Source organism: Kitasatospora nipponensis (assembly GCF_039528135.1).
Lineage (GTDB): Bacteria > Actinomycetota > Actinomycetes > Streptomycetales > Streptomycetaceae > Kitasatospora > Kitasatospora nipponensis.
This window is the reverse complement of the sequence record NZ_BAAALF010001184.1, coordinates 1-513: the sequence shown is the minus strand read 5'-3', so window position 1 is coordinate 513 and position 513 is coordinate 1. Positions and strand designations below refer to the sequence as shown.

1 protein-coding gene is annotated in these 513 nt (G+C 71.5%); it reads right to left on the bottom strand.

The window, feature by feature from the left end:
• Window positions 1-513 (bottom strand): aminotransferase class I/II-fold pyridoxal phosphate-dependent enzyme (locus tag ABD323_RS45565; RefSeq protein ID WP_344447793.1); only part of this gene is annotated, 513 nt, incomplete at both ends.

The window sequence follows — 513 nt, the reverse complement described above, 5'->3', positions numbered from 1 at the left end:
TGAAGTTGCCGGTCAGCACGTCGACGCTGCGGTGCAGCGCCTGCGGCGCGAGCATCCACCCGAGCCGCCAGCCCGTCATCGCGAAGTACTTCGAGAACGACCCGAGCACCAGTGCCTCACGGGACGTCTGCCACCCGCACGCGACGTCGCGCTCGTAGGAAATGCCGTGGTAGATCTCGTCGCCGACCCGCCGCACCCCCCGCGCGGTGCACCACTCGGTCAGCGTCGCCAGCTCGCCGGGCGCCACGATCGTGCCCGTCGGGTTGCTCGGGCTCGCCACGACGAGGCCCCTGATGTCGCCGAGCCCGGCGAGGATCTCCGGCGCCGGCTGGAACCGCGTGCTCTCGTCCGTGGCGAACTCGACGACCTCGCAGCCCAGCGCGTTCAGCAGGTTGCGGTACGCCGGATAGCCGGGACGGGCCATCGCCACCCGGTCGCCCACCTCGAACGCGGCGAGGAACGCCAACAGGAACCCGCCCGAGGAGCCGGTGGTGACGATGACGTCCGCCGGGT